Annotated in this window: 20 protein-coding genes and 1 pseudogene; 11 read left to right on the top strand and 10 right to left on the bottom strand. The window is 65.4% G+C overall.

Annotation, left to right across the window (positions count from 1 at the left end; translation table 11 throughout):
* Window position 1: 1 nt before the first annotated feature.
* The 7 genes from A5652_RS24605 to A5652_RS24580 form a co-directional block, all read right to left on the bottom strand.
* Window positions 2-1,060: a dihydrodipicolinate reductase gene (locus tag A5652_RS24605; protein WP_067358214.1), complete on the bottom strand. Its 1,059-nt coding sequence runs from the start codon at window positions 1,058-1,060 to the stop codon at window positions 2-4.
* A gap of 13 nt (window positions 1,061-1,073) precedes the next feature.
* Window positions 1,074-1,514: a hypothetical protein gene (locus A5652_RS24600; RefSeq protein ID WP_067358212.1), complete on the bottom strand. Its 441-nt coding sequence runs from the start codon at window positions 1,512-1,514 to the stop codon at window positions 1,074-1,076.
* Between the two features lie 14 nt (window positions 1,515-1,528).
* Window positions 1,529-2,224 (bottom strand): hypothetical protein, encoded by a 696-nt coding sequence (locus A5652_RS24595; protein WP_067358210.1) that lies wholly within the window; start codon window positions 2,222-2,224, stop codon window positions 1,529-1,531.
* Window positions 2,221-2,349 (bottom strand): hypothetical protein, encoded by a 129-nt coding sequence (locus A5652_RS29005; protein ID WP_011724800.1) that lies wholly within the window; start codon window positions 2,347-2,349, stop codon window positions 2,221-2,223. Before A5652_RS29005 ends, A5652_RS24595 begins: the two co-directional genes overlap by 4 nt.
* A gap of 15 nt (window positions 2,350-2,364) precedes the next feature.
* Entirely contained in the window at window positions 2,365-3,165 is an 801-nt protein-coding gene (locus A5652_RS24590) for an AAA family ATPase (protein WP_067358231.1), read from the bottom strand.
* A 22-nt stretch (window positions 3,166-3,187) separates the two neighbouring features.
* Window positions 3,188-4,726, bottom strand: coding sequence for a nitric oxide reductase activation protein NorD (locus tag A5652_RS24585; protein ID WP_067358208.1), 1,539 nt, complete (start codon window positions 4,724-4,726; stop codon window positions 3,188-3,190).
* Window positions 4,727-4,914: 188 nt separating this feature from the next.
* Window positions 4,915-5,562 (bottom strand): hypothetical protein, encoded by a 648-nt coding sequence (locus A5652_RS24580; protein WP_197514101.1) that lies wholly within the window; start codon window positions 5,560-5,562, stop codon window positions 4,915-4,917.
* Window positions 5,563-5,868: 306 nt separating this feature from the next.
* Here A5652_RS24580 and A5652_RS24575 point away from each other — a divergent pair, with 306 nt between their 5' ends.
* Complete coding sequence (locus A5652_RS24575; RefSeq protein WP_067358203.1) at window positions 5,869-6,969, top strand: dihydrodipicolinate reductase; 1,101 nt, start codon at window positions 5,869-5,871, stop codon at window positions 6,967-6,969.
* Window positions 6,970-6,989: 20 nt separating this feature from the next.
* On the opposite strand, the gene A5652_RS24570 is transcribed toward A5652_RS24575, so the two are convergent.
* Window positions 6,990-7,589: a TetR/AcrR family transcriptional regulator gene (locus A5652_RS24570; protein WP_067358200.1), complete on the bottom strand. Its 600-nt coding sequence runs from the start codon at window positions 7,587-7,589 to the stop codon at window positions 6,990-6,992.
* Between the two features lie 206 nt (window positions 7,590-7,795).
* Here A5652_RS24570 and A5652_RS24565 point away from each other — a divergent pair, with 206 nt between their 5' ends.
* The 4 genes from A5652_RS24565 (at window position 7,796) to A5652_RS24550 (ending at window position 11,336) form a co-directional block, all read left to right on the top strand.
* On the top strand, window positions 7,796-8,584 hold the full coding sequence (locus A5652_RS24565) for an SDR family NAD(P)-dependent oxidoreductase (RefSeq protein ID WP_067358197.1): 789 nt from the start codon (window positions 7,796-7,798) through the stop codon (window positions 8,582-8,584).
* Window positions 8,585-8,649: 65 nt separating this feature from the next.
* Complete coding sequence (locus A5652_RS24560; protein WP_067358194.1) at window positions 8,650-9,732, top strand: dihydrodipicolinate reductase; 1,083 nt, start codon at window positions 8,650-8,652, stop codon at window positions 9,730-9,732.
* The gene (locus A5652_RS24555; protein WP_067358228.1) at window positions 9,729-10,535 is read left to right on the top strand and encodes a mycofactocin-coupled SDR family oxidoreductase; all 807 of its coding nucleotides are present in this window, start codon (window positions 9,729-9,731) and stop codon (window positions 10,533-10,535) included. Before A5652_RS24560 ends, A5652_RS24555 begins: the two co-directional genes overlap by 4 nt.
* A gap of 174 nt (window positions 10,536-10,709) precedes the next feature.
* Window positions 10,710-11,336 (top strand): hypothetical protein, encoded by a 627-nt coding sequence (locus tag A5652_RS24550; protein WP_067358191.1) that lies wholly within the window; start codon window positions 10,710-10,712, stop codon window positions 11,334-11,336.
* A gap of 12 nt (window positions 11,337-11,348) precedes the next feature.
* Here A5652_RS24550 and A5652_RS24545 read toward each other — a convergent pair whose 3' ends face one another.
* Window positions 11,349-11,978 carry a TetR/AcrR family transcriptional regulator gene (locus A5652_RS24545; protein WP_067358188.1) on the bottom strand — a complete coding sequence of 210 codons (630 nt, stop codon included), beginning with the start codon at window positions 11,976-11,978 and terminating at the stop codon, window positions 11,349-11,351.
* Between the two features lie 92 nt (window positions 11,979-12,070).
* On the opposite strand from A5652_RS24545, the gene A5652_RS24540 reads away from it, so the two are divergent.
* Window positions 12,071-13,285 (top strand): cytochrome P450, encoded by a 1,215-nt coding sequence (locus tag A5652_RS24540; protein WP_067358185.1) that lies wholly within the window; start codon window positions 12,071-12,073, stop codon window positions 13,283-13,285.
* Window positions 13,286-13,317: 32 nt separating this feature from the next.
* A complete protein-coding gene (locus A5652_RS24535; RefSeq protein WP_232001427.1) occupies window positions 13,318-14,250 on the top strand; it encodes an SDR family NAD(P)-dependent oxidoreductase in 933 nt (310 codons plus the stop codon).
* Here the strand turns inward: A5652_RS24535 and A5652_RS24530 are convergent.
* Complete coding sequence (locus tag A5652_RS24530; RefSeq protein ID WP_197514099.1) at window positions 14,240-14,914, bottom strand: hypothetical protein; 675 nt, start codon at window positions 14,912-14,914, stop codon at window positions 14,240-14,242. The genes A5652_RS24535 and A5652_RS24530 overlap by 11 nt on opposite strands.
* A gap of 79 nt (window positions 14,915-14,993) precedes the next feature.
* Here A5652_RS24530 and A5652_RS24525 point away from each other — a divergent pair, with 79 nt between their 5' ends.
* The 4 genes and pseudogenes from A5652_RS24525 to A5652_RS27255 all read left to right on the top strand — a co-directional run.
* Window positions 14,994-16,511 (top strand): carboxylesterase/lipase family protein, encoded by a 1,518-nt coding sequence (locus tag A5652_RS24525; protein WP_067358175.1) that lies wholly within the window; start codon window positions 14,994-14,996, stop codon window positions 16,509-16,511.
* A gap of 18 nt (window positions 16,512-16,529) precedes the next feature.
* Window positions 16,530-18,542, top strand: coding sequence for a phosphotransferase (locus A5652_RS24520; RefSeq protein WP_067358172.1), 2,013 nt, complete (start codon window positions 16,530-16,532; stop codon window positions 18,540-18,542).
* On the top strand, window positions 18,543-19,037 hold the full coding sequence (locus A5652_RS24515; RefSeq protein ID WP_067358169.1) for a gluconokinase: 495 nt from the start codon (window positions 18,543-18,545) through the stop codon (window positions 19,035-19,037).
* Window positions 19,038-19,104: 67 nt separating this feature from the next.
* Window positions 19,105-19,214: pseudogene (locus A5652_RS27255) on the top strand (hypothetical protein); the annotation flags it as partial.

Here is a 19,214-nt window from a genome sequence, read left to right as displayed (position 1 = left end):
CCTATCGTGAATCGGCGCGCAGCACGCCGCGTGGCCGTAGCAGCGGCAGGTCGTTGTACGTGACGATGCCGGGAGGTGCGGCAACGACGGCGGGTATCGCGGTGATCGCCGGCATGGCGGTGATGGTTAATCCCAGCATGATGTAGTCGTCCAGTGTCTGGCCTTGAAAGTCCGGTGGCGGAAGGAAACTCAGTGTGGTTTTGATCGTCGGCTGGCCCTGCACCTCGATGGTGTAACCCATGTCCAATGGCCAGTCCGGATCCAGCGATTGACCCTTACGCCATCGCCCGCGGATCTCGATGACCTCTCGGTCTTCGACGATCCCCTTCCAGCGAACGTCCACACCGGCGACGCACCCCTTCTTGATCGTCCAGTCGCCGGGAAGATGGAGATCGTCGGTGGTTCGGGCGTATTCGACTTCGCAGCGTACGTCGTCCAGCTCGACGCCCAAAGCATCGGCGATCAGCAACACGCCGTCGGCGAAGACGCCGGAGCCCTTCTCGGTGATGGCCGGGAGGTCCGGACGATCGATCGGATACCCGAAGCCCATGGGTATTTCGGTTGCGGGCGAATTGTAAATGGTGGTGTCAATGGATTCGAGCATCGAGACCTTGTCCACCCGGTCCGAGAGGCCCGCCGACACGATGGCGAACAGTTGGATGAAACCGGGGTTGATGCCGCTGCCGAAGATGGTCGACCCGCCTTCCTCGCAGGCCTGCGCGATGCGTTCCCGTCCGGCGCCGAGGAAGTGGCCGGTGATGAACCCGGCGGTGCCCACCACGTTGATGCCCGCCCCGAGGATGCGGACCAGCTCGTCGACGTCGGCGAACATCGGGTTGTAGACCACGCAGTCCGGCTTGAGTGCGAGCATCGCGTCAATGTCGTTGCTGGCCTTGATATTCAGTGGTTCGATGCCGCACAGCTCGCCGACATCTCGCCCGGCCTTCTCCGGTGACCAGGCGTAGCATCCGACCAGCTGCAGCGTGGGGTTGGCAGCTATCGCCTTGACCGAGCTCTTGCCGACGTTACCCGTCGTCCATTGGACGACCCGGTAGGTCAACGGGCCGGCCTTGTCATGGGTGCGACGCCGCAGGCTGCTGGGCCGCTTGACGGGCCAGCCTGTCGTTGTGGATCTTGACAAGCTCACGGAATCCCAGCCGGTGGTATTTCGGTATCGGCTGGATGCCCCACACGTCCTGCGCGGTCGCCTTGCCCTCGGCGCCCTCGGGCGGGCCGAACGGCGGGTACGGATACTTGCACTCCAGCGTGTCGTTGGAGTACCGGATCTTGAGCAGCTCACTACATATTTGGGTGAGGCTCAGTGTCGGGTATCCGTAATAGACGGCCATGAACGGCAACGTGAAGGCGCCCTCGATCACCAGGGCCACCAGGCACACCAATACCGCCCGCTTGATCCACTTGTGCATCCGCGCGTAGTACGGCGTCGTCCCCGGCTCGAGATCGGCGCTCGGATCTTGGTTTTCGGTGGTTGACGCTGCGGAAGGGCTAGTCATGGCACTGCTCCTTGCTAGTCGGAGAAGATTTCGCGATTGACGGTGTGCAGATAGGGGATGGCGAGGAACGGAGTGATGTAGAAGATGTCGTAGAGCCACCAGCCGATGACCGGGAAGACGACACCGGCATATCGCACGTCGGCGAACATGGTCATGTTGAACACGTAGGCCGACCAGATCACCACGCCCATCCAGCACGTGACGACCATCCACTGGTGACCCCAGCGCTTCATCTGTAAGAAGCCGATCGCCGCGGCCACCCGCATCGAGAACACTGTCAGGATCAGGCCGGCGACATAGGCCTTCTCGCCCGGCCCCGCGGCGCCCCCGACCCACAGCTCGTTGTAGTGCCAGAAATAGCCGGCGTCGAACATGTTGCCCCAGCCCACCATCAGCACTCGGTTGATCAACGTGTGGTTGGCCACCAGGTCCAGGGCCCAGCCAAGGCTGTTGAGCATTCCGTCGATCAGGACCAGGTAACCGATCAGGGTCACGATCATGGGCCGTACCGACAAGCCGGCGCGCAGTGCTTGGCGCTGCAGCCATACCCCGCGCATGAAAATGGGAAACCCGATCAGACCCGGCGCCCACATGCCCATCAGCGCGGCACCGACGATCATCCACTTGTCGGCGCGACGCTGGGCTCGGCGGGATTCGTCGTGGTGATCCTCGAGGCCGACCGAACTAGCCTGCGCGGCAGAGACAGTCACAGATCCCACCACCCGCGGGCGAACGACATGTACAGCTGGACGCCGAACATCGCCAGCAGGTAGCCGTAGATGAAGATCTGGAAGACGATGAGCGCCCTCTTGCGCTTCTGCTCCTGTCGGTCCATACCGGTTGCTCCTTTCTAACGACTGCTCGAGGCATTCGAGGGGGCCAGGCTGGCCGCCGCGACTTCACGTAGACCGTCGGTGACCGCGCCGTCGGTGCTCAGCGGCGCGAGTATGCATGCGTTGGCCGCGTCCAATTCGGCTGCGCCGGCAGCGATCAACTGGGCGGCCGTGACCAGCACCCTGGTCGACGGAGGCTCGAAGTGAAAGGCCTCGTCGGCGGTGCGGATCGCGACCGCGCATCCGACCAACCGGGTCGCTGCCTCCACGGGGATTCCGGATTCGGCGACGACCACGTCGGCCTCGCGGTCGGGCGGCAGGTAGTTCATCGCCAGCGTGGCGAACCGCTGGCGGAACGAGGGTTTGAGCTCCTTGAGGGAGCTGCGATATGCCGGATTGTACGAGCACACCAGCATGAACTCTTCCGGCGCCTGCACCACCTCGCCGGCTCGGTCGAGGTAGAGCGAGCGCCGGTGATCGGTGAGCGAGTGCAGGATCGCCAGTGAGTCGTGCCGGGCCTCGACGACCTCGTCGAGGTAGCAGATCGCGCCCGCCTTGACAGCCCGGGTCAGCGGGCCATCGGTCCACACCACGTCGCCGCCGGTCACCATGAAGCGCCCGACGAGATCGGAGCTGGTGAGGTCGTCGTGGCAGCTGATGGTGACCACGGGCCGTTGCAGCAGCGAGCCCATGTGTTCGACGAAGCGCGTTTTGCCGCATCCGGTCGGGCCGGTGAGCATGACCGGAATCCGTTGGCGGAAAGCCTGTTCGAACAGCTGGATCTCGTTGCCGTTGGCGAAATACGTCTCGGTGGTCATCTCTTCCTCAGCAGGCCGGCGCTCACGCGGCGACCAGTTCGCGATGGACATGGGCCAGTACCCGCGGCAGCTCCTCGATGCGCCGGATGCGTTGCGACCGGCGCGGACCGAACACCTCGGGCAGGGGATCGACCCGTGTCGGTCCGACGCCGACGTAGTACATCGACACCCCGGCATCGTTGGCCTCCTCGACCGCATGCGCGGCGTCGGCCCAGGCGTAACGGCCCTCGTAACCCTCGTCTGAGATCAGCCCGTCGCCGATGATGATCAGCAGGCGCCGCTCGGAGGCCTGCGCCAGCAGGCGGCTCGTCAGATGGCGAAGTGGCGCACCCAGTCTGGTGTATCCGCGGGTTGATAGGCCCAGCCCGCTGGGCGGAACGAACCCCCGGTCTTCGAAGTCCTTCAGGCAGCGCACTTCGACGCGATGGCGGGTATTGCCAGTGAATACGAAGACGCCGTGGGGCTCGCGCGCCAGCGTCATGGCACGGGAAAGCGCGTCGGCACAGGCTAATTCGAGCTGGAACACGCGACCGCCATGCACCCCTAGCGACGAGCTGCCATCGAGCAGCAGCGCGGTGGTCACATCGCGGCCACTGGGCAGCAAGTCGCGGAATACCCTCGGCTCCTTGGCCTCACCGGTGGACAGGTCGATGTAGTGGTTGACGTATTGGTCGACGTCCAAATCGGAGCCGTCCTCGAGGCGGTTGGTCATCGCGCGATGGGTGTGCTCTTCGAACCACTTGCGCACGTCGACGGCCACCGGAACGGGACGGCGGGTGCGCCGGCCGTCGGCATGCTCGGCCCGCTCTATCAGGGCGACGTGGTCGCGCATGAATCGCTGTGTCCACATGTTCCATTCGGGATAGGGGATCCCGGGCCGGTGTTCCGGTGTGATGTCGAGATCGTTGTCCTGCGGGCGGCTCGGTGGTGGCAGGTTCGGGTTGCGGACGCCGCCGTCGCCGCCGACGGGAACCGAATACGGCCGCGGAATTCGCTTCTGCGTCGTCGTCCAGGGCATCCTGCCGAAGCTGCGCCGCAACTTGTCGGTCAATCCGTGCGGCGCGGTGTACGCCACCGGCAAGGTCCCCAGCAATGGATGAATCTGCAAAGCCTGGCCGCTGGCCGCCAATGCGATTGCCCGGTTGAGCATCTCGGCGCCGCCCAGGTCGCCGGCCTCGGCGTGCAGGTCGGGGAGGAGCCGTTGGAGGTCGGGCAGCAAGCCTGGCCACCGCGACGCTATCCAGCCCAGCGCCACGCCGGCCTCGACAAGCCTGAGCGCGCAAAGCTCGCGAGCGGTCAGCTCGTTGAGCCGATAGTCGGTGACGCGTTCCTTCGATGGTGAACATTGCAGGGCAACACCGCAGGTCAGGGTCCGGCGTGTCCAGTCCGGCGGCACGGGATACGGGACCTGGACGAAGGTGAGCGCCGCGTTCAAGCCGAAGCTGCGCCGTTCGCCCGTGACGAGCCGGGCGCCTTCGCGACGCTGCTCGCTCAGCGCGACCGCCGTCACCGCGCAACTGCGTTCCAGCGCCATCGCGTGCGCATCGGATTGCTCAGCCATTGCCAGGATCCCGCGCGTCCCGCCTACCCGGCCCGCCGCTCAGAACGTGCCGATGTTGGAGAACAGCCAGTACCAGAACCAGATGATCAAGCCCGTGCCGCCCCACGCGGCGACGTAGCGAAGGATCTCCCACAGATAACCCATGATGTGACTTCCTCGGTGACGTAGTGGATTTCAGCTCGCGCATTTCAGTCGGAGAAGAGCTCGCGGTTGACGGTGTGCAGGTAGGGGATGGCCAGGAACGGGGTGATGTAGAAGATGTCGTAGAGCCACCATCCGACGACCGGCAGCACGACGCCGGCGAAGCGCACGTCGGCGAACATGGTCATGTTGAAGACATAGGTGATCCAGATGACCACGCCCATCCAGCAGGTGATGACCATCCACTGATGGCCCCAGCGCTTCATCTGCAGGAACCCGATGGCGGCCGCGATGCGCATCGTGAAGACGGTCAGGATCAGACCGACTTCCAAGGCCTTTTCGCCGGGGCCGGCCGCGCCGCCCACCCACAACTCGTTGTAATGCCAGAAGTAGCCGGCGTCGAACATGTTGCCCCAGCCGTTGAGCAGCACGCGGGCCAGAATGGTGTGGTTTGCCATCAGGTCGAGCGCCCATCCGACGGTGTTGATCGCGGCGTCGATGATCACGAGGTAGCCGAGCAACGTGACCAGCATGGGCCGCACCGAGAGGCCGTCGCGTTGGGCACGGCGCAGCAACCGCACTCCCCAAAGGAATAGCGGCAGGCCGAAGATGCCGAGCGCCGCGGTGCCGATCAGCAGACTGCCGGAGATAAGCCATTTGTCGGCCTGACGCTGCGCGAATTGCGAGCGTTCCATGTGCTCGTCGATGGTCAGGCTCGCCTGCGCGGCGCCGGTTGACTCGAGCTTCGGCAGATTCACGAACCCTCCAGTGGTTGGATCGGCGTCTGCACTATAACAGGCTGACTGCAGTCAGCAGAAGAGGTCGAGCAAGCACCTCTACGGTGTCCACAGCGGTTGGATTCATGTCGACTGCCGCCGGACGAGTCACGCTTTCGCGCTGGTTCAACTGACAAAAGTCAGCTTCAGATCGTTGACACAGCATTTCGGGGACGCCTACGCTCAGCGAGCGCTCAGCGCGTCCGGCCATGTAAAGGAGTAGCAATGACGCTCAACTCGCCGGCCGAGAAGAAATATCGCGTTATCCAATGGGGCGTAGGCAACGTCGGCACGATCGCGTTGCGCCATTTCGCGCACAACCCCGCCTACGAGGTGGTCGGGGTGCTCTGCAACCGCCCGGAGAAGGTGGGCAAGGACGCGGGTGAACTGGTCGGTGTCTCGCCTATCGGGGTGCTCGCCACCACCGACAAGGCGGAAATCGAAGCCCTCGACGCCGATTGCGTGTTCTACGCGCCGTTGTGGTCGGATCCCGACGAGGTCTGCCGCCTGCTGCGCTCGGGCAAGAATGTTGTCGCATCCGGGGGTGCATGGTGGTTTCGCACCGAGCACAGCCAGGCCGACATCGACAAGATCGATGCGGCATGCCACGAGGGCGGGACGTCGTTCCACGCCGGAGGTGTCAACCCCGGTTTTGCCGGTGACCTCCTGGTTCTGACGCTCGCCCGCATCGTCAGCCGAATCGACTCCATCCACATCTACGAGGTGGTGAACTTCGGCAAGGACACGCTGAAGTACCTGCACGAGATGGGGATGGGGAACACCCCCGAAGAGTTCAGGGCGGGACCGAATCTGCTGGGCAACGCCTGGCCACTTTTCGCGCAATCGATGGCCATGGTGGTCGACGGGCTAGGGAAGACCGTCGACAAATACACGACGGAAGTCGAACTGGGCACCGCGATCCGGGACATCCCCTACGAGGGCGGGCCGTCCAGCGACATGCCGGGCTTCAAGGGCACGATCAAAAAAGGTACCGTCGCCTCGCAGCATCACAAGTGGACGACGTGGGTCGACAACAAGCCCCTCATCACCTTCCACGAGATGTACACCATGGACTCTTACGATGCCATTGAGCCGCAGCCGGATTGGGGCGGCCACCATCACTACCGCATCGTGATCGAGGGCGACGAGCCCACCGAGCTGATCCTGCAGGCGCCGGCCGACCCGCAGGGCAACTACCCCAGGCCGGGCTACACCTGGACCGCGATGGGCCCGGCGAACACGGTTCCCGCCGTCTGCGATGCCGCGCCGGGCTTCCTCACCCACAAAGAACTGGGACTCGTGCCGTTGCTCGGCGTGGTGCGCTAGCCGCGAAAGACCTTGCGGGGTCAGGGCTTCAAGCCGCGCAGCGTCCTCGCGACGTAGTCTTCCAGCAGGGTGTGGCCAGTCGGCCAGTGGCTGGTTGTGATCAACAGGGCGTAGAGACCCAGCAAGAAGAACACCGCGCTGTTCATGGGGTCCACATCCGAATCCGTCTCGCCGCGTTCTTGGGCCTGCGCGATCTCCTGCGCGACGAGCACGATCAGCGGGTGATCCCTGCCATCTTCGGCCTGCGGTCGGGTCTGGGAGAAATGCAGCGCGAGAAAGTCATTGAAGAGCCGATCGCCCAGTCGGCGCTCCAATCCGACCACCAGGCGGACCGCTTCATTCAGCGCGGAAACCAGGTCGTGCTTGGACTTCAAGAATTGCGCGTACTGCTTGGCAATGCGGTCCTCTTCGCGGCGCTCCAGCTCGAGCAGCACATGCTCCTTGGTGGGGAAGTGGAAGAAGAAGGTTCCGTGGGCGACGCCCGCCGCGGCCACAATGGCAGCCACGTCGGCTTCGGCCATGCCGGCGCGCGCGAACTCCGCGATCGCCGCGCCCATCAAACGCTCCCGCGTCTGCAGGCGCTTGGCTTCTCGTGCCGACAGCCGATCCGTCACAGCCATTGCTTTCCTCACGGTTGACCTGGCTCATGTAAGAGCTTCGAGGCTAACCCGACCAGTATGCCGTGTCTCGGCCAAAAAGGCTTGCACAACTTGAGCATTGTCGGACCATCCGGACGACGATCGATATCGGGATCATAGATTCGTTGACTTTAGTCAGCAATCTTCCTAGATTGAACGGCGCACACATTCGATCGAGGGAGCCCGGCATGGCATTGGAGCAGTTCCGGCTGGACGGGCAAGTCGCGATCGTCACCGGCGCCGGCAAGGGTGTCGGAGCAGGCATCGCCCGCGTCTTGGCGGAGGCGGGCGCCACGGTCGTCGGGACCGCACGCACCGAGGCGGATATCGTTGGCACGATTGAGGGTATCGAGGCCGCGGGCGGCAAGGGTCTGGCGCTCGTAGCGGATGCGATGAGCCGTCCAGATTCAGAGCGCGTCGTGAATAGCGCCATGGATCGGTTCGGCCGCATCGACATCCTGGTCAACAATGTCGGCGGTTCCACCTACGCGCGATTCCTGGATATCACCGACGAGGATTTCCGGCATACGTTCGACTGGTGCGTGACGTCGGCCTTCATCATGAGTCAGTTGGCGGCCCCGCACATGCTCAGCGCCGGACGCGGCTCCATCATCAACATCTCGTCGGGCTCGGCTCGGTTCGGCATCCGGGCGCTGACCGCCTATTGCGTTGCGAAGGGTGGCCTCGAAGCGCTCACCCGCGCCATGGCGCAGGAACTCGCCCCGAAGATTCGCGTCAACGCCATCGCCCTGGGATCATTCGCCACCGACGGTCTGAAGGGCAGCCTGGACCTGATGCCGGGGTCGCTGGAGAAGATGCAAGAGGCCACACCCCTGCACCGGCTGGGCGACGTCGAGGACCTCGGACGGCTGGCGGTGTATCTGTCCACCCGCGATTGTTATGCGACCAACGCGACTTTTCACGTGGACGGCGGCATCGACTCGAACAATTCGCCGTTGCCGATACCGGATTACTGACCCTGCGGCGGATGTGAACGCGTCATGATGGGTCTTCACCCACCGCCGGAAGAACGAGGCTAGCCGTGCGCAGAGTCATTCAATTTTCCACCGGAAATGTCGGCCGGCATTCGTTGCGTGCCATCATCGGCAGACCTGACCTCGAACTGGTCGGCGTGCACGCCGCCAGCGCGGAGAAGGTCGGTCAGGACGCGGCGCAGTTGTGCGGGCTGGACAAACCGACCGGGATCGTTGCCACCGACGACATCGACGCGCTGGTGGGCCTCGCCGCCGACTGCGTGGTTTACACGTCGCAGGGCGAGACCCGGCCGATGGAAGCCATCGAGCAGATGTCCAAGTTCCTCTCGGCGGGTACGAATGTGGTCGGCACGTCGATGGTCTGGTTGGTCACGCCCCGCCACGCCGACGATTGGTTGCAGGAGCCCCTGGAGCGTGCCTGCGCGGCCGGCGACGCCTCGCTTTACGTCAACGGCATCGACCCCGGATTCTCCGGAGACACGCTGGTGCACTCCGCGGTCAGCCTGACCACACGGGTCTCATCGATCACCGTGCAGGAGATCTTCGACTACGGAAACTACGACGACGCCGAGTTCACCGGTGCCGCAATGGGTTTCGGCTCAGCTCCGGACGACGACACGCCGATGATGTTCTTGCCCGGGGTGATCGTGGCGATGTGGGGTGGGCAGGTCCGCGGCCTGGCGGACAATCTCGATATCAAGCTCGACGACGTGCGTCAGCGCATCGAACCTTGGTACACGTCGGAGCGCATCGACTGCACCATGATGACGGTGCAGCCGGGGCGGATGGCCGCGGTGCGCTTCGCCACCGAGGGAGTGCGCGACGGCGAGCCGGTGATCACGCTCGAACACGTCACCAGGCTCACCGCCGCAGCCGCGCCCGACTGGGAATTCCCACCCGAGGGTCATACCGGAGTGCATCGCGTCGTCGTGGAGGGTGAACCGCGGGTCGAAATCAACACCCACGTCTCCCACCCGCTGTTCGATTCCACTGATGCCGGCTGCATTTCAACGGCCGGCCGCGTCGTCAACGCGATCGACTGGGTATGCCGCGCCCCCCAGGGGCTCGTCGGTGTCGAGGATGTTCCGTTGTCCGCAACGATGCGCGGGCTGATGTGGAGCGAGCAATAAGCGGCCGTGTCGCCGGTAAGCGAATTGTGGTTACCGGCGCCGCCCGCGGTTTGGGCCGCAGCCACGCCTTGCGGCTTGCCCAAGAGGGGGCCGACCTCATCCTGCTCGACATCTGCCAATCGCTACCGCAGATCGAGTATCCCCTGGCTACGGAAGACGACCTGGCCGAAACAGTAAGGCTAGTAGAGAATTTCGGGGTGCGCTGCGTCAGCCGTGTCGTCGACGTTCGCGACGAGGAGCGGTTGCGCTCCGCGGTCGATAACGGCGTCGCCGAGCTCGGAGGTCTCGACGGCGCCGTGGCCAATGCCGGCGTGCTCACGGTGGCGTCTTGGGACGAGACGACTGCCGAGCAGTGGCGCACGGTGGTCGACATCAATCTCATCGGGGTATGGAACACCTGCGCCGCGGCGATACCCCACTTGCTCAGCCAGGGCGGTGGCAGCCTGGTCAACGTCAGCTCCGCGGGTGCCATCAAAGGCTTCCCGCTACAGACGCCCTACACGGCGGCCAAATACGGCGTGGTCGGCGTGACACTGGCCCTGGCCAACGAATTGGCGGCACAGAACGTGCGCGTCAACGCCGTGCTGCCGACCGGTGTTCCGACGGGAATGATCCCGTCGTCATTCGGGCTCCTGCTGGGCGAACGGCGGTCCGACCTGATTCCCATCTTTGTCAACGCGATGCCCACACCGGCCGTCGAACCCGCGGAAGTCAGTCACGCGGTTTTGTTCCTGCTCTCCGACGAGTCACGCTATGTGACGGGACTGCAGTTCAAGGTCGACGCGGGAGTCACCATCAACTAGGACTTCGAAGGGCAAAGCCACGCCGCCGGCAAACGAATGCACTTACTGAGATCGGTGTCAAGCCCATAGGCTGGTCTGTAGATGGACATTCGTTCGTCAGCCGGATTTCGTGTGTCGCAGTGTCTACGCGCGCGGTAAGGGATACAAATAGCTGACTTCTAAAAGGAGAACCTTATGAATATGGTGCGGACGTCCGCGCTCGGGTTGGCGGCTACCGCGGTGTTGATCAGCGCGACGGTGGTGGGCTGCGGCGGGGACAAGAACACCACCACATCATCGGGTTCGGCCTCGCCGTCGGCGACCTCGGGCTCCTCGGCCAGCGGGGGCCCGGCGTCGCCGGGGGCGCCGGCGGACTACAGCCACCTGCTGATCAAGCCCAGCGACGTCGGCCCGAATGCCACCGCCGACGGGCCGCCGAGCCAGAACCCCAGTGGCATCACCGGCGTGGGACAGGTCTTCAAGAATCCGGACGGTAAGCGCACCATCATCGACACGATCGCGGTGTTTCCCGACGCGGGCACGGCCACCCAGACGGCGGCGAACATGCGCGATGTCGTGGGCAAGAAGGTCAACGGGCAGCAGCAGCCCATCGACGTCGGCACCAACGGGTTCTTGGTGATCGGGCAGGGGACCGACCCGTCCAACCCGATGGAGATCTCCGAGGCGGTGTTCGTCGTGGGCAGGGCCATGGTCGACCTGGAGTCCGACTGTGTCATAGGCAATCCCACGCCGGCCGATGTCATGCTCGATCTCGCCCGTAAGCAAGAGGCCGCGGTCAAAGCGGGCTTGCCGGCTAGCTGAGCTCGTACCCGATTACAGGGGCCAGCTGTCCGGCTGCACCTCGTAACGCAAGGCGGCGGCCGGAGGCAGCGGCCGCCGGTCGTCGACCGATATCGCGTCGACGATGAGCGCGACATAGCGTCGCCAACCGTCGCCGGCCGCATCCATGGTCGACAGCACGCTGAAGAGCATCGCGACGAGGCGGGGCAGATCGTCGCTGACGAGGTCGGCGCGGATGCTGCCCGCACGCTGGCCCGCTCGGGCGAGCTCGCCGAGCGCCGCGTTGAGCGACACCGAGATGTCGGACGTGAGCGATCCCGCCCGGCGCGCGGCGGTCAGCAGGCTGTGTTCGCGGGCCCCCAGCGAGATCGCCGCTTCGATCAGTTGGGTGAGGCCGTGCAGCGGATCCTTGGCGTGGCGGGCGCTGTCGATCACCGGGGTGAGGTCCTCGGCAATGCTTTGATCCAGGGCGGCGCGGACCAGGTCGGCCTTGGTGGGAAATCTGCGATAGAGGGTCCGCTCACCGACGCCCGCACGGCGCGCGACGGCCTCCACCGGCGCGTCGGGCCCCAACTCTGCGTACACCGCACGCGCCGCACGCAGGATGCGCTCGACGTTGCGCGCCGCGTCGGCCCGCAACGGCCGGTCCTCAACCGCGGTCATGGTGACAGCGTAACTGACGGTTGACTGCCAACTAGGCTGGCTTTACGCTCTATAACTGGCAGACAGCTGACACTTAAGAGGAAACACGGTTCATGTCAACAACTTCCGAAGTGCGTTCCGATGCCGGTCTGCCGGTGCTGCCGATCCCGCGGCCGGCGACGTGCCCACTCTCGCCCCCGCCCGAGTTTCGGGAGTGGCGGGACGGTCCCGGGCTACGACAGGCGATGTTCCAAAGCAACCCGGTCTGGGTGGTCAGCCGCTACCGGGACATCAGGGCGGCCCTTGTCGATCCTCGCTTGTCCGCGAAGACCATTCCGGACTCCATCATGCCGAAGGACGACGACAACAAGGTCCCGGTGATGTTCGCGCGGACGGATGATCCCGAGCATCACCGACTGCGGCGCATGATGACCAGTAACTTCACCTTCAGGCGTTGCGAATCGATGCGGCCGCAGATCCAGGACATGGTCGACCACTATCTCGGCCAGATGATAGAGCACGGCCCGCCGGCCGATCTGGTGCGTGAATTCGCCTTGCCGGTGCCGTCAATGGTGATCGCGCTCCTGCTCGGAGTGCCACCCGAAGACCTTGAACTCTTCCAGTTCAACACCACTAAGGGGCTTGACCAAAGGTCCACCGACGCGGAAAAGGGACAGGCTTTCGGGGCCATGTACGCCTACATCGAGGAGTTGGTGGAACGCAAGGCGCACGAACCCGGCGACGACTTGATCAGCCGCCTGGTCACCGAATACGTGGCGACGGGCCAGCTCAACCATGCGACCACGGCCATGAACGCCGTGATCATGATGCAGGCCGGCCACGAGACCACCGCCAACATGATCTCGTTGGGAACGGTTGCGCTGCTGGAACATCCCAATGTCTTCGAGCGTCTCGGAAAGACCGAAGACCCTGTCGTCATCGCGAACATCGTCGAAGAGCTCATGCGTTACCTCACCATCGTGCACAGCCAGGTCGACCGGGTGGCGACTGAAGACCTGATGATCGGCGGTCAGCGCATTCGCGCCGGGGAGTATGTGATGATGAGCTTGCTCGCCGGGAACTGGGACGCGGAATTCGTCGACAATCCCGAATCCTTCGATGTCGACCGAAACACCCACGGGCACCTGGGCTTCGGGTACGGCGTCCATCAATGCATCGGAGCGAATCTCGCCCGCGTCGAAATGCAGGTCGCGTTCGCGACGCTGGCGCGCCGCCTGCCCGGCCTCGAACTGGCGGTGACTAAGGAGCAGCTGAGCTTCAAAGACGCCAACATCTATGGCATGAAAGAACTTCCGGTGCGTTGGTGAGCGGCGAACTGAGATTTGACGACCAGGTCGCCGTGATCACCGGCGCCGGCGGCGGTCTGGGCAGGCAATACGCCCTGCTGCTTGCCTCGCGTGGCGCGCGCGTCGTCGTCAACGATATCGGGGGCTCGGTGACCGGGGACGGATCGGACGCCGCGGCGGCGGACGCCGTGGTCGATGAGATACGCGACCGGGGTGGTGAGGCGGTCGCCGACAGCCACAGCGTCTCCAATCCTGAAGGCGGGCAGGCGATCATCGGCACCGCCCTGGACGCATGGGGCCGAGTCGACATCGTGATCAACAACGCCGGCATCGTGCGGGACGCGCCGTTCGAGGACATGACCGCCGACCGCGTCGAACCACTGTTGGACGTGCATCTGAAGGGCGCTTTCTACGTGACGAGGCCCGCGTGGAAAGCGATGCGCGAGCGAGGGTATGGCCGCATTCTCCATACCTGTTCGGCGGCCGGAATCTTAGGCGCCGCCGGTATGAGTAACTACGGCTCGGCAAAGACCGGACTGATCGGCCTGACCCGTGTTCTCGCCGCCGAAGCCGCCGGTCGCGACATCAAGGTCAATGCCATTGCCCCCATCGCCTATACGCGGATGCTGGCGCACTCCCTGGACAGTGCCGCCCAGCCCGGTGATCCCGCTGCGCAAGCGGTGCTGGACGACATGGTGAGTCAATATCTACAGCGACTGGATCCCGCGTTGGTGGCTCCCGTGGCCGCTTACCTGACCCACCGGGATTGCCCGGTGTCGGGGGAGATCTATACCGTTGGGGCAGGCCATGTTTCACGGTTCTTCATCGGCAGGACAAAGGGCTTCTACCGTCCCGAACTGTCCATCGAGGACGTGCGCGACCATCTGGGCGAGATCCGCGACGAAGCCGGCTACACCGTGCCGGGCGGAACTGCCGACGAGATGAGCGAGCTCTTCGCGATCATCATGGCCGGCTTCAGCAGCTGAACGCCGTGCCGACACCATCCGGGGGTGGCGTCGACTTCAGGCAGCCGAAGGGCTCGATGCCGCCGGGGCTGAGTTTGACCGCCGACTGGTGCGCGTAGTCAACGCAATACAGGCCGGCCTGGTCGGCGCGGCACCGGTAGTCACCGAATGACAGCGAATCTCCGTTCGCCAGTTCCGGTCCGTTGCCGTTGATGAACGGACCGGGGTCGGCTCGGGCGGATCCGACCTGCAGGTTCATCCCGTCGAAGCTGATCCAACCGCCTTGCCATTGGCCGTAGGCCGTCGCGGGCGCCGGCGGTGGGTTGGTCAGACTCACCAGGCAGGCCAGCGCGGCACCGGTGTGTTTGGCGTCGGTCATGCAGGAGACCTTGCCCGCCATCGCCGTCAGTGCTATGTCGTCGCCCAGCGACGTGGTCGCCCCATCGCGGGTGGCCGTGTGAAAACGGCTTGGATCGGCGGGATGACCGGCCTCGATCCACGCGATGACGTCAAATATTGCCGCGCCCGCGACGGGCGCGGCGGATGGTCCCGGTGATTTGTTTCCCGGCGCCCCGGGGCCGGTGGATGTCTGGGTGGTGCTTCCGGTGGGCTCCGAACGGCCGCCCGTGCCGTGTGAGCATCCGGCGACCAGTAATGCCGCGGCGATCATCGCAGCTATCCGCATTCAGTCAGGCTAACCGCCGCGCCGGGCAATTAAGGCGCTGTGCGCGCGTTACGGCGGTCATGTCGGTTACCGTCGGGTTATGCATGACCGCACTGTCCGCGCACGCACGGCCATCGGCACCGTCGAAGGCTTCACCCGCGACGGGGTCACTCGGTGGCGGTCGATCCCGTATGCCCGCCCACCGGTGGGAAGCCTGCGCTTCCGCGCGCCGCAGCCGGCCCAGCCGTGGTCGGGTGTCCGGCACTGCCATGGCTTCGGCAACTGCGCGCCTCAACAGCGCCGTTACACCCTGCTCGGCATGTCGGGTTTGGGAGGCCGCTACCAGCCGATGAGCGAGGACTGCCTGACCCTCAACGTCGTGGCGCCCGAGGGCGCTGCCGAGGGACCGCTGCCGGTCATGGTGTTCATCCACGGCGGCGGCTATTTCCTGGGCAGCTCGGCGACACCGTTGTACGACGGCGCGGCCCTGGCGCGCCGGGGATGCGTGTACGTTTCCGTGAACTACCGGCTGGGCGCGCTGGGGTGCGTGGACTTTTCGTCGCTGTCGACGCCGGAGATCACCATCGACAGCAACCTGTATCTGCGCGACCTGGTGCTGGCGCTGCAGTGGATTCGCGACAACATCGCGGGATTCGGCGGTGACCCGGACAACGTCACCATTTTCGGCGAGAGTGCGGGCGCGTGCATCACCGCCTCACTGCTGGCGGTGCCCGCCGCCGAAGGATTGTTCGCCCGGGCGATCTCGGAAAGCCCGGCCTCGGGCCTGGTGCGGTCGAAACAGGTTGCGGCAGAGTTCGCGAACCGTTTCGCCAACCTGCTCGGAGTGCGCAGGCAGGACGCCGCCAACGCGCTGATGCAGGTGTCCGCCGCCCAACTGGTGGAAACCCAACACCGATTGATCGACGAGGGCATGCAAGACAGGCTTGGCGCCTTCCCGATTGGCCCCGTCTTCGGTGACGACATCCTGCCGATGGACCCGGTCGAGGCGATGCGGCGTGGCGCGGCGCACCGGGTCCCTTTGATCGTGGGCACGAATGCCGAAGAGGGCCGGTTGTTCACCCGGTTCCTGGCGATGCTGCCGACCAACCAGACGATGGTCGAAGAGCTGCTTGCCGAGGCGGATCCCGCTATCCGCGAACGCATTACCGCCGCATACCCCGATTATCCCGGCCGGGAGGCCTGCATCCAGCTCGGCGGCGACTTCGCCTTCGCCTCGGCGGCCTGGCAGATCGCCGAGGCCCACAGCGCGCATGCCCCGACCTACCTCTACCGGTATGACTACGCCCCGCGCACGCTGCGCTGGTCAGGTTTCGGCGCCACCCACGCCACCGAGTTGCTCGCGGTCTTCGACGTCTACCGCACCAGATTCGGCGCGTTGTTGACCGCGGCGGCGGACCAGCGGGCGGCGTTGCGGGTCAGCAACCAGGTGCAGCGGCGCTGGCGCGCGTTCAGCCGCACCGGGGTGCCTGGGGAGGACTGGCCCCTCTACACCGCCGAAGACCGCGCCGTGATGGTCTTCGACCGTAAGTCCAGAGTCGAGTTCGATCCACACCAACATCGCCGAATGGCATGGGACGGCTTCTCATTGGCGCGTTGACCTGGCACGCTAACCCCCATGCATGCCGAGACCGAGCAAGTCGTCGAACGACCCAGTGACCTCACCGCCTCCTGGCTTGCCGCGGTCATCGGCACCGGGCCCGTCGCCGATTTCTCGGTGGAGCGCATCGGTACCGGCCAGATGAGCGAGTGCTATCGCGTCCGGCTCGGTTATGCCGAAGGACCCGCGGAGGGGCCCGAGTCGGTGGTGCTGAAGGTCGCGGCCACCGATCCGGTCAGCCGGCAGACCGGCCTGGCGCTAGGGCTCTACGAGCGGGAGGTGCGCTTCTACGGCGACATCGCGCCGCGCCTGGGCGGACCCATCGCGCCCTGCTACCACGCGGCAATCGACACCTCGACGGGCGTGTTCGACCTGTTGCTGGGGGATGCCGGGCCGGCCGTGGTGGGCGACGAAATCGCCGGCGCCACACTAGAACAGGCCCACCTCGGAGCCGTCGAACTGGGACGCCTGCACGGACCGCTGCTCGGCGACGTCTCGCTGGCCGCAGCGCCGTGGCTCAACCGTGCGGCTCCGCTGAACCAGGCCATGATCACGACGCTGTATGCGGGTTTCGTCGACCGCTACGGTGACCAGATCGCGCCGGAGCACCGGATGGTGTGCGAGCGCCTGGTTGCCGCGTTCGACGGCTACCTGGCCCAGGAGGCGGAGGCGTCGGGGCGCGGGCGCGTCCAGGGCCTGGTGCACGGCGACTACCGCCTGGACAACATGCTGTTCGGCACCGGCGGCGCGGATCGCGCACTGACGGTGGTCGACTGGCAGACCGTCTCCTGGGGTCCGGCCCTGACCGACCTGGCCTACTTCCTCGGTTGCGCCCTGCCTACCGAGGACCGCCGGCAGCACTACGACGCGCTGCTGCGCGCCTACCACGACGCGCTCGGTCCGCAGGCGCCACTCACCCTGGCTGACGTCGCCGACGGGGTACGGCGGCAGAGCTTCTTCGGGGTGATGATGGCGATCGTCTCGTCGATGCTGGTCGAGCGCACCGACCGCGGCGACCAGATGTTCATGACGATGCTGCGGCGACACTGCGACCACGTCCTCGACACGGACGCGCTATCGACGCTGCCCGAAGCGGTAGCACCCGAGCCGTTGCGGCCGTCGGCCGAGGACGAACTCGCCCACGATCCCACGGCCGAACCGCTGTGGAGTGAGAGCTGGTACGCCGACTTCGCCGATGCGGCACAGGGATTGGGCGGCTGGTTCCGACTGGGCAGAGTGGCCAACCAACGGATGGCGTGGCTACATGTGCTGTTGTGCGGACCCGGGATGCCGACCGTCGCCGTGGACGCGCAGGTGGCGCTGCCGTCGGACCCGTGGACCCTGCGCACCGATGGCATCGAGCTCGGGCACTCCGCCGAGGTGGCCCTGCAGAGCTATCGCGTCGACGTGCGGGCGCGGGCCCAGGCTTACGCCGATCCGTCGGCGTTGTTGCGCGGCGAGCCCGGAACCCCGGCCCAGATGACCATGAGCCTGGTGTGGGCCACCGACGGCACGCCGTACAAGTACGGCCTGACGACCCGTTATGAAATCCCATGCACCGTCTCCGGCAGCGTTACGATCGATGACCACAGCTACCTTCTGGAATCCGTTGCGGGCCAACGTGATCACTCCTGGGGCGTACGCGATTGGTGGGGCATGGATTGGATATGGAGCGCCCTGCATCTGGAGGACGGCACCCACCTGCACGGTGTGAACATCCGGATTCCCGGGGCGCCCGCGTTCAGCATCGGCTACAACCAGGGTGCCGACGGCAAGGTCACCGAGCTGCAGACCGTTGACTCACGAGAGTCCTTCGCCGGCAACGGTTTACCACTTGATGCGACGTTGGTGCTCGAGCCCGCGGGCATCACCGCGGACGTCGACGTGCGCGGTCAGGCACCGGTCCGGCTCGTCGCGACGGACGGGCGGGTAAGCCAGTTCCCCCGCGTCTGGGCCACGATCAGCACCGCCGACGGGCGTAGCGGTGTCGGCTGGCTGGAATGGAACCGCAACCTCGGCGAACAGACTTAGGTGAGCAGACCGGCCTCCGTCGTGGTGATGGGCGTCTCCGGATCGGGCAAGTCGACGGTGGGGGCGGCGCTCGCGCAGCGCTTGCGGGTCCCGTTTGTCGATGCCGACACCTTGCATCCGCCGGCCAACATCGCCAAGATGGCCGCGGGCGAACCGCTCGACGACCACGACCGCTATCCCTGGTTGGAACGGGTCGGCGACTGGTTGGCCGCCCATCGCGACGGCGGCGTGGCCAGTTGCTCAGCACTGAAGAGGGCGTATCGCGACCAGCTGCGCACGCACTGCCCTGACGTGGAATTCGTGCACCTTTCGGGTTCGCCTGAATTGATCGGCGGCCGGCTGGCCGCCCGCACCGAGCACTTCATGCCGGCCGCGTTGCTGCGCTCGCAACTGGACACCCTGGAACCCCTTGGTCCCGACGAGGCCGGTATGACCGTCGACATCGGTCCCGAGGTGGATGCCGTCGTGGATGTTGTCGTGAAGGCTCGCGGGTAGCCGGGCCGGACGCGCCGGTGTAGCATTATGCTACAGCTTGTAACGAAGTGTTGCATTGGAGGAAGTCATGGCCGAGGCCCTCGATCGTGTCACGCGGGTTGCGTCCGACCTGATGGACAGCGCGGCGGCCGAGGGCGCCCGCCAGAGCCGCTCGGCCAAGCAGCAACTCGACCACTG

This window comes from Mycobacterium sp. 1165178.9, from assembly GCF_001673555.1.
Lineage (GTDB): Bacteria > Actinomycetota > Actinomycetes > Mycobacteriales > Mycobacteriaceae > Mycobacterium.
Note: the sequence above shows the minus strand (reverse complement) of the source record. Positions and strands in the feature narration are given on the sequence as shown.